Source organism: Streptomyces sudanensis (assembly GCF_023614315.1).
GTDB lineage: Bacteria > Actinomycetota > Actinomycetes > Streptomycetales > Streptomycetaceae > Streptomyces > Streptomyces sudanensis.
The window spans coordinates 4,053,081-4,061,806 of sequence record NZ_CP095474.1 but is presented as its reverse complement, the minus strand read 5'-3'; the positions used below and the strand labels follow the sequence as shown (position 1 = coordinate 4,061,806).

The window sequence follows — 8,726 nt, the reverse complement described above, 5'->3', positions numbered from 1 at the left end:
GNGNGCCGGTGCCCGCGGTCCGCGCCGGGGCGCCGGGCCGCGCCCGCCACGGGCGGGCCCCGGCGGCCCGCGGGGGCTCACACCACGTCGTCGAACATCGCCAGCAGCGCATGCCCGTCCGCCTCCGGGGACCGCCGGTCCTCGTGGGGCACCTGCTCGGCCCACACCGTCTTGCCCTGCGGCATGAACCGGGCGCCCCACCTCCTGGTGAACTGCGCCACGAGGAACAGGCCGCGCCCGCCCTCCTCGGTGGTGCCCGCGCGCCGGATGCGCGGCGAGGAGTCGCTGTGGTCGGACACCTCGCAGACCAGCGTCTCGTCGTGGAGCAGCCGCAGCGACACCGGATCGCCGCCCCCGTACCGCACGGCGTTGGTGACCAGTTCGCTGACCACCAGCCCGGTGGTGAACTCCATGTGCGCGAGCCCCCACTCGGTGAGCTTCCGGCGCACCAGTCTCCGGGCCTCGGCGACGACGGACGGGTCGGCGGGCAGTTCCCAGGTCGCCACCCGGTCGGCGGGCAGGGCGCCCACCCGGGCCACGAGGAGCGCCACGTCGTCGCGCGGGCCGCCGGGCAGCACGGTCTCCGTGATCCGGTCGCAGACCCGCTCCGGGTCGCGCGCCGGGCCGGAGCGGGTCAGCGCGGACAGCAGCCGGCCGGTCGACGCCTCGGTGTCGCCGTAGCCCAGGCCCTCCTTGAGCAGCCCGTCGGTGTACAGGGCGAGCAGGCTGCCCGGGGCGAGGTCGAAGGAGGTGGACTCGTACGGTTGCAGCCCGCCGAGGCCCAGCGGCGGCCCGGCCGGCAGGTCGAGCAGCCGCGCCTCGCCGCCGGGCGGTGCCACGGCCGGCGGCGGATGGCCGGCCCGGGCGGCGGTGCAGCGGCAGGCGACCGGGTCGTACACGGCGTACAGGCAGGTGGTGGCCGTGGCGGGGTCGTACTCCTCGGCCGGGTCGCCCGCGGGGCGCCCGACCAGTTCGTCCAGGTGGGCCAGCACCTCCTCGGGCGGCAGGTCCAGCGCGGCGAGGGTGCGCACCGCCGTGCGCAGCCGGCCCATGGTGGCCGCCGCCTGCAGCCCGTGGCCGGCGACGTCCCCGACGACCAGCGCGACGCGCAGCCCGGACAGCGGGATGGCGTCGAACCAGTCGCCGCCCACCTCGGCGCTCGCTCCGGTCTGCCCGTCCGCCGGCAGGTAGCGGGAGGCGAGGTCGGCGGCGGTGAGGCGGGGCAGGGCGTGCGGCAGCAGGCTGCGCTGGAGGGTGAGGGACGCGTCGTGCTCCCGGCTGAAGCGGCGGGCGTTGTCCACGCTGATCGCGGCGCGGGCCGCGAGTTCCCCGGCGAGCGCCAGGTCGTCCTCCTCGTACGGGCGGTCCTCGCCGCGGCGGTAGAAGCCGGCCAGCCCGAAGACGCGGCCCCTGGCGTACAGCGGGGCGGCGACGTACGTGTGGACGCCCTCGCCCAGCGGGGCGATCGGATGGGCGGTAGGCGCGGTGACGGCCGCCTGCACGGAGTCGGCCACCGGCCGGCCCGTGCCCAGGCAGCGCGCCTGCGGGCTGCCCGGGGGGTATGCGATCGGGCCGGGGTCGGCGAGGGCGCCGGCCCCGGCGTCCGGGGTGCCGGCGTCCGGGGTGCCGGCGTCCGGGGTGCCGGCGCGGAGGGCGACGCGGCGCAGGACCGTGCCGGGGCCGGAGGGTCCGGGCGGCGGTTCCTCGCCCGCGAGGACGTTCTCGACCAGTTCCACCACGGCGAGGTCGGCGAAGCGCGGCACGGCGATCCCGGCCAGTTCCTCGGCGGTGCGCCGCATGTCCAGGGTGGTGCCGACGCGGAGGCCCGCCTCGTTCAGCAGGGAGAGGCGCCCGCGCGCCTCGGCGGCCAGGCGGCCGACGCCCTGCTCGCCGACGAGCAGCAGCCACGCATCGGTCCCGGTCCCGGCATCGCCGTTCCCGGCATCGCCGGTCCCGGCGTCGCCGTCGCCGGCCGGGGCGGCGTCCTCGGGCGGGGCGGCGGCCCCGTCGCCGCCGAGCAGCGGCACCTCCCGCCCGTCGGGTGCCGTCGCGGTCCTCCTCGCGGGGCCGGCGNGCCGGGNNCCGGCCGGGGGCGTCCGGCCCGGCACGACGAGCCCGCCGCGCGCGGTGGGGTGGGGTCCGCGGAAGGTCACCTCGACGGCGGCGCCCTCCGCGTCGCCGTGGCGCAGCCGCTTGCGGCGCAGCGCGGCGATCCGGCCGTCGGCCAGGACGACCTCGGCGGAGGACTGCTCGCTGGAGCCGATCAGGTCGACGGCGGCGTCCAGCAGCGCGGACCGCTCCCGCCGGTCCAGCAGGGGCGCGGCCCCGCCGTATCCGGCCAGCTCGCCCGTGCCGACGTGGAGGAGGCCGGTGTTCTCGTCGCGGCCCCCGGCCCGGAGGGAGGCCATCAGCGCCCGCTCCCTGGCGGTGCCCAGCTCCAGCAGGCGCTCCGCGATGAGGTCGGTGGCGTCCTGGAGCATCAGCGCCATTCCCGGCTTCGCCATCCCCTCCGGGACGGAGAGGTTGACCACTCCCTGCACGGTGCCGCCGAGCGGGTCGCGCACGGGCGCGGCCATGCAGGTCAGCGTCTTGAGGTTGTGCAGGAAGTGCTCGTGTCCGACGACCACGAAGGGGGCCCGGGTGCTCAGGACCATGCTGACGCTGCTGGTCCCCATGAACCGCTCGTCCACGTTGGCGCCCCGCACCAGCGACGCCTCGTCCATCAGGTCGAGTCCGACGGGGTCGCCGAACCGGTCGACGATGTTGGCGCGGGGGTCCGCCAGCGTCACGGTGACCGGAAGCCCGGAGAACCGGGCCCACAACCGGTCCAGCACCGGCGCGGCAGCCCTGACCAGCCGCGAGTCGGGGTCCAGGTCGCTCTCGATGGGCAGCGCCGCGCCCTCGACGTCGATGCCGAGCAGGTGCGACCGCTCCCACGACGCCTGGATCTCCGCACGCACCCCGCCGGGAGGCCGCCCCCGGGAGGGGCCGGCCCCCGCGGACGTCGGCGAGGAATCCACCACGCCAGGATAATCGGGCAAACGCGACATTCGCCCGTCAGGGGCGGGCTGACCCGGGCAGCCCGCGGACGCCGGTCCGGCCTCACCCCGACGGAGCGGACGGCGGACGGCGGGNGGCNNNCNNTTGGAGGCGGGCGGGACGCCCTCCCGGGCCCGCCCGGAGCCCGGGAGGGCCCGGCGCCGGGCACCCACGCCCGCGTACGCGCCCGCGCCGTCACGGCTTGCGGGCGACTCCCGCGTACACCGGGATGGGGCCCTCGCTGTCGACCCGGACGGGTTCGCCCAGCTCCCGGCGCCAGTCGCTGCCCAGCGTCACCCCCGGCTCGACCAGTTCCAGGCCGTCGAAGAAGCGGGCGACCTCCTCGCGGCTGCGCGGCCGCAGCGTAAGGCCGCGGCCCTGGTACATGGCGCGCGCCTCCGCCGCCCTCTCCGGCTCGAACTCGCTGGTGATGTGCGACAGGACGAGGTAGCTCCCCGGTGCCAGCCGCCCCACGAGCCGGGACACCAGCTCGTACGCCCCGTCCTCGTCGTCGACGAAGTGGAGCAGCGCCACCAGCGACAGCGCCACGGGCCGGGTGAAGTCGAGGACCTCCCCGGCGCGCTCCAGGATGGCCTGCGGGTCGCGGGCGTCGGCCTGGATGTACGCGGTGGCGCCCTCGGGGGCGGAGCGCAGCAGCGCCTCGGCGTGGGCGAGGACGATCGGGTCGTTGTCGCAGTAGACGATCCGCGACTCGGGCGCGACCTGCTGGGCTATCTGGTGGAGGTTCGGCTCGGTGGGGATGCCGGTGCCGATGTCCAGATACTGGCGGACACCGGCCTTGCCGAGCCAGCGGGTCGCGCGGTGCATGAACGCCCGGTTGACCCGGGCTATGTCGCGGCCGCGCGCGTCGACGGTGAGGAGCCGGTGGGCCATCTCCTCGTCCACCGGGTAGTTGTCCTTGCCGCCGAGGAACCAGTCGTAGATCCGCGCGGGGTGCGGCTTGCTGGTGTCGATCAGCACGTTCTGGACGGGCGCGCCCTCGGCGGCGGTGTCGTTCCCGGTCATCGGCTGCTCCAGGGGTCGGGGGTCGGGACGTGCCCGACGGATGGTGATGGTGCGGCGCACGGCGTCGGACACACGGCCGGCGCCCCGGCGGACCACACTGTATGACGCCGGGTCAGGTGAGCAGGAAGTCGGCCTGGCCCGACTTGGCCCCCCGGATGAACGCGGCGATCTCCCCGGGGGTGTAGATGAGGGCGGGGCCGTCCGGGTCGGCGGACTGGCGCATCGCGACCCTGCCGTCGGCCAGCTTCATGGCCTCGACGCAGTTGCCGCCGTTGCCGCCGCTCCACGGCTTGTGCCACCCCTCGGCGCCGAGGTCTGCGGCGGGCATGCCGTTGTATATGCGAACCATTCACAACTCCTTGCGGAACGCCCGGAGGATTTCCTTCGTGCGGTGTACGGAGGCGGCCTGCGCCGCCATGCGGTCCATGACCTCCAGGTGGGAGGCCACCTCCGGACGCGCGTCGAGGTAGACCGCGCCGGTGAGGTACTCGCTGTAGACCATGTCCGGCAGCTCCGGCACGGCGAACCGGAAGAGCACGAACGGGCCGTAGGCGCCGGGGTGGTGGCCCGTCGCGAACTCCGCGACCTGCAGGGTGACGTGGGGCATCTCCACCGCCTCCAGCAGCCGGTCGAGCTGGGCGCGCATGAGCCCGGGGGCACTGCCGGCCGGGCGGCGCCGGAGCACCGTCTCGTCCATGACCACCCAGAACTTCGGGGGATCGGGCCTGGTCAGCAGGGACTGCCGCTCCATCCGCAGCGCGACGTGGCGCTCGATGTCCTGGGGGCCGACCCGGCCGACGGCGCCGCCGCGCAGGACGGCCCTGGCGTAGTCCTCCGTCTGGAGCAGTCCGGGGACGAAGTGCGGTTCGTAGGCCCGGATGCGGCTGGCGGCGCCCTCCAGGCTGACGTACATGCTGAACCAGCCCGGGAGCACGTCGTGGAACCGCTGCCACCAGCCGGGCCTGTTGGCCTCCTCGGCGAGCCGCACGAAGCCCTCCGCCTCGTCGCGGTCGACGCCGTACGCCTGGAGGAGGAGCTGGACGTAAGGGATCTTGAGCGCGACCTCCGCCGTCTCCATGCGGCGGATTGTGGCCGGGGCGACGTGCAGGACCTTGGCCGCCTCCTCCCGTCTGAGGCCGGCCTTCTCCCGCAGATCCTGGAGCCGCTTGCCCAGGACGACCTGTCCCACGGTGGGGGCGGATCGTGGCTCGCTCACTTCTGACCTCCCACGCGCTTTTTGTTGAGTGTGCCATGCGTTTGCCAGAGAGGACACAACACTCTGAAATTTTCAGAGTGCCGCTTGCCAAGTGTTCGTGACGGGAGGAAAGTATTCCGATGAACCAGTCGGTGAACCAGTTCACGCGACTGCCGCGCGCTCTGCCCTGGGAGATACGGCGTACGGCGTCGCTCCCATGTGAGGAATCGGTCGTGGCACCTGGCAACGCGCTCACCCCCCAGCTCATAGCGGCTCGACCGGTGATCCCCGTCCCACACTCTCACGGCCTCCCCCGCACCCCCCGCCCGCAGGCCCACCCGGCCCGGCCCCGCACGCCCGACGTCCGCCGCTTCGCCTTCGAACTCCCCGCCCGCGCCGAGTCGGTGGCCAGGGCCCGCCGGCTCGCCACGGACCGCCTGGCGATCTGGGAGGTCGCCGGGGACGTGTGCGACACGGCCGAGCTGGTCGTCTCCGAACTGTTCACCAACGCCGTGGTGCACACCGCGAGCGGACGCGTCGTCTGCGAGCTGCGGGACCGGGGGGAGCACGTGCGGATCGCCGTCCACGACGAGGGCTGCCGGGTGACCGGACCGCGGTTGCGGTCGGCCGAACGCGAGGAGTGCGGGCGGGGGTTGCTCCTCGTCGACGCGATGTGCAGCGCGTGGGGCACCCACGACGCCCGGCACGGAGCGGGGCGCGTCGTCTGGGCGGACCTGGCCCACGACACGGCGGCGCCATGCTGAGGTCGATGGTGACCCCGCTGTCCCTGCGCGGCCCGCACGGCCGCCGGGGAGCCGGTGCGGCGCGGGAGGAGGCCCTGGGCGAGGTGCGGCTGGTCCCTCCGCCGCACCTGTCGGCCAGCCTGGGCTGGGACGCGGTGGGGGTGCCCGTCCGGCACGGGCTGCGGCTGCTGAGCCGGCTGCCGGGGGACGGCTGCGTGTTCGCGGATCCCGAGTGGTGGTGGTGGCTCGTCCCGGCCGGTTCCGACGCGGACCTGCGCTGGCCGCTGCCCGCCTGCTACGCGCCCGACGGCTACGTCCCCGACCGGCGCCCGCGCCTGGTGCGGCGGCCGGGCAGCACCTCCCCGTACACCCCGCCGATCCCGTTGTACCTGATGATCTGCCAGCTCACCGGCACGGCCCCGTCGTGGACGGTGCCCGGCCTCGGCTCCCGCATCTGACCGCACCCGGCACGGCGGCGACCGGGGGCGACCCGGGCCGGCGGATGCGCGACGGAACGGCGGCGCGGCGGGACCTTCGCTACGTTCGCCCCCATGACGACCGCCACTCCCCCGCTCACCGACGTCCTCGCCTCCCCTTCCGCGGCCCTCGTCCTCGACGGCGGGCTCTCCAACCAGTTGGAGTCCGCCGGCCACGACCTCGGTGACGACCTGTGGTCGGCGCGCCTGCTCGCCGAGGACCCCGAGGCGCTCGTCGCGGCCCATCTGGCGTACTACGAGGCGGGCGCCGACGTGGTGACGACCGCCGGCTACCAGGCCACCTTCGAGGGGTTCGCACGCCGGGGCGTCGGCCGCGCCCGCGCCGCCGAACTCCTGGCGCTCAGCGTCGAGTCGGTCCGCGAGGCGGCCGTACGGGCCCGCGCGGCCGGTGTCTCCCGCCCGCTCTGGACGGCCGCGTCCGCGGGCCCGTACGGGGCGATGCTCGCCGACGGATCGGAGTACCGGGGCCGGTACGGGCTGGGGACCGCCGCCCTGGAGGCGTTCCACCGCCCCCGCCTGGAGGCCCTGGCCGCGGCCGGGCCCGACGTGCTGGCGCTGGAGACGGTGCCGGACGCCGACGAGGCCCGCGCCCTGCTGCGCGCGGTGCGCGGGCTGGGCGTCCCGGCCTGGCTGTCGTACACCGTCGCCGGGGGGCGGACGCGGGCGGGCGGGACGCTGGAGGAGGCGTTCGGGCTCGCGGCCGAGGCGGACGAGATCGTCGCGGTCGGGGTGAACTGCTGCGCGCCCGAGGAGGTGCTTCCGGCGGTGGAGACCGCGGCGCGGGTGAGCGGCAAACCGGTGGTGGCATACCCGAACAGCGGCGAGACCTGGGACCCGGTGGCGGGCGGCTGGCGCGGCCGGTCCACGTTCCGCGCCGACCGGGCGGAGGAGTGGCGGCGGGCCGGGGCCCGGCTGATCGGCGGCTGCTGCCGGGTGGGCCCGGACGCCGTCGCCGCCCTGGCGGACCGGCTGCGGCGGCGGTGACCCCGCCCGGGCGGGTGGAGGGACCGGCCGGGCGGGGTGTGCCGAGGGCGCCGGGCGGACCGGGAGCACCGGGCGGACGGACCGGCCGCACCACGTGGACCGGCCGGGCGGGGTGTGCCGGGGGCGCCGGGCGGACCGGGAGCACCGGGCGGACCGGCCGGGCGGACGGACCGGCCGCACCACGTGGGCGGGAAGCACCGCCGGGAGCGCCCTGCGAGCCCCGCGGGGCGGGGGCTGCTCGCCGTCGGGCGCGGTACCGCCGCCCGGGGTCGGCCGCGGGCGGCGGGTCAGCGGTACGCGGCGGAGACGCTGTACGCGTAGACGCCGACGAGGGCCGGCACACCGAGGAGGAGTGCCCAGGACAGGACAGCCGTACGGCGGGAACGCCCGCCACCGCTCCGGGAGCGGCCCTTCCCCGGCCGGACGGCGCGGCTCGCGGACCCGCCGCCGCGCCGCCCGGCCCGNNNANNCNNAGCCGCNNGGGTGCGGCCCGCACCGCCCCCGGCGGCTCCGCGTCGGCGGCGGCCTCGGCCAGCAGGCGGCGGCAGACGGCGGCCAGCTCCTGCCGCCCGGCGGAGAGGCTCACGACGGCTTCGGAGCGGGCGGGGGCGGTCGTGCCGCCGTCGAGGATGCGGCCCGCCCTCAGGAGCACGTCGTCGCGGGTGCCGCGGGGCGAGAGGCTGATCCACCGCCGCACGTGCTCGCCCCGGATGACGACGCCTCCCGACCGCTCCCGGTACAGGGTGTGCTCCCGCCACAGGAGCACCGCCAACTCCCCGGCCAGTTCCCTGAGTCGCGCCTGCATGGCCCTCCCTCCGCTCCGCCGCGCGCGTCGAACACGCATGCGCACGGGCACTGTAGCGGGACCCTGTGACAGGGCCGAAAAGGAGGACCGGGAGGGAGGACCGGGGGGAAGCGCCGTCAGGTCCGGTGGGTCCAGTGGTACTTGCCGCCGCCGACCCAGCGGACGACGGCCGGGTCGTCGAGGTCGACGTGGTGCATCCCCGCCTCGTGGGCGATCCTGACCACGTCGACGATGTCGCGGGCGGTTCCGGCGACACCGCCCCCGATCTCCACCACCCGGTACGGAGGGTCGGCCGGCACCACGCCGAGGACGACGATCGGGGCGGGGCGCGGGATGTCTTCGGGAAGGTCGTCGCTCATCCTTCGGGGCTCCTTCGGTGCCGGGGCGGCTCGGGAGAGGGAGGGCCGGACGTATGCGGTGTACCACCCCCGCGGGGT

The 8,726-nt window shown here is 76.1% G+C and carries 10 protein-coding genes; 3 read left to right on the top strand and 7 right to left on the bottom strand.

Annotated features, from left to right (window positions below; all coding sequences use genetic code 11):
* Positions 1 to 77: 77 nt before the first annotated feature.
* From MW084_RS18700 to MW084_RS18680, 5 genes are all read right to left on the bottom strand, one after another.
* Entirely contained in the window at positions 78 to 1,799 is a 1,722-nt protein-coding gene (locus MW084_RS18700) for an ATP-binding SpoIIE family protein phosphatase (protein ID WP_275563842.1), read from the bottom strand.
* 283 nt (positions 1,800 to 2,082) lie between these two features.
* Positions 2,083 to 2,960: GAF domain-containing protein (locus tag MW084_RS18695; protein ID WP_338057696.1), on the bottom strand; the 878-nt coding region annotated here is incomplete at its 3' end.
* Positions 2,961 to 3,234: 274 nt separating this feature from the next.
* Positions 3,235 to 4,065 (bottom strand): SAM-dependent methyltransferase, encoded by an 831-nt coding sequence (locus tag MW084_RS18690; protein ID WP_010475840.1) that lies wholly within the window; start codon positions 4,063 to 4,065, stop codon positions 3,235 to 3,237.
* 112 nt (positions 4,066 to 4,177) lie between these two features.
* Entirely contained in the window at positions 4,178 to 4,414 is a 237-nt protein-coding gene (locus tag MW084_RS18685) for a DUF397 domain-containing protein (RefSeq protein WP_010475838.1), read from the bottom strand.
* Positions 4,415 to 5,281 (bottom strand): helix-turn-helix domain-containing protein, encoded by an 867-nt coding sequence (locus MW084_RS18680; protein ID WP_010475836.1) that lies wholly within the window; start codon positions 5,279 to 5,281, stop codon positions 4,415 to 4,417.
* 212 nt (positions 5,282 to 5,493) lie between these two features.
* Between MW084_RS18680 and MW084_RS18675 the strand changes: the two genes are divergently transcribed.
* From MW084_RS18675 to mmuM, 3 genes are all read left to right on the top strand, one after another.
* Positions 5,494 to 6,024, top strand: coding sequence for an ATP-binding protein (locus tag MW084_RS18675; protein WP_255113927.1), 531 nt, complete (start codon positions 5,494 to 5,496; stop codon positions 6,022 to 6,024).
* A gap of 5 nt (positions 6,025 to 6,029) precedes the next feature.
* Complete coding sequence (locus MW084_RS18670) at positions 6,030 to 6,461, top strand: hypothetical protein (RefSeq protein WP_050986866.1); 432 nt, start codon at positions 6,030 to 6,032, stop codon at positions 6,459 to 6,461.
* Between the two features lie 93 nt (positions 6,462 to 6,554).
* Positions 6,555 to 7,484: a homocysteine S-methyltransferase gene (gene mmuM, locus MW084_RS18665; RefSeq protein WP_010475830.1), complete on the top strand. Its 930-nt coding sequence runs from the start codon at positions 6,555 to 6,557 to the stop codon at positions 7,482 to 7,484.
* A 481-nt stretch (positions 7,485 to 7,965) separates the two neighbouring features.
* Here mmuM and MW084_RS18660 read toward each other — a convergent pair.
* Both MW084_RS18660 and MW084_RS18655 read right to left on the bottom strand, forming a co-directional pair.
* Positions 7,966 to 8,289, bottom strand: a 324-nt coding sequence (locus MW084_RS18660; protein ID WP_275563694.1) for a hypothetical protein, incomplete at its 3' end; no start/stop codon positions are given.
* 116 nt (positions 8,290 to 8,405) lie between these two features.
* Positions 8,406 to 8,648, bottom strand: a complete 243-nt coding sequence (locus tag MW084_RS18655) for a hypothetical protein (RefSeq protein WP_010474521.1) — start codon at positions 8,646 to 8,648, stop codon at positions 8,406 to 8,408.
* Between the last annotated feature and the right edge of the window lie 78 nt (positions 8,649 to 8,726).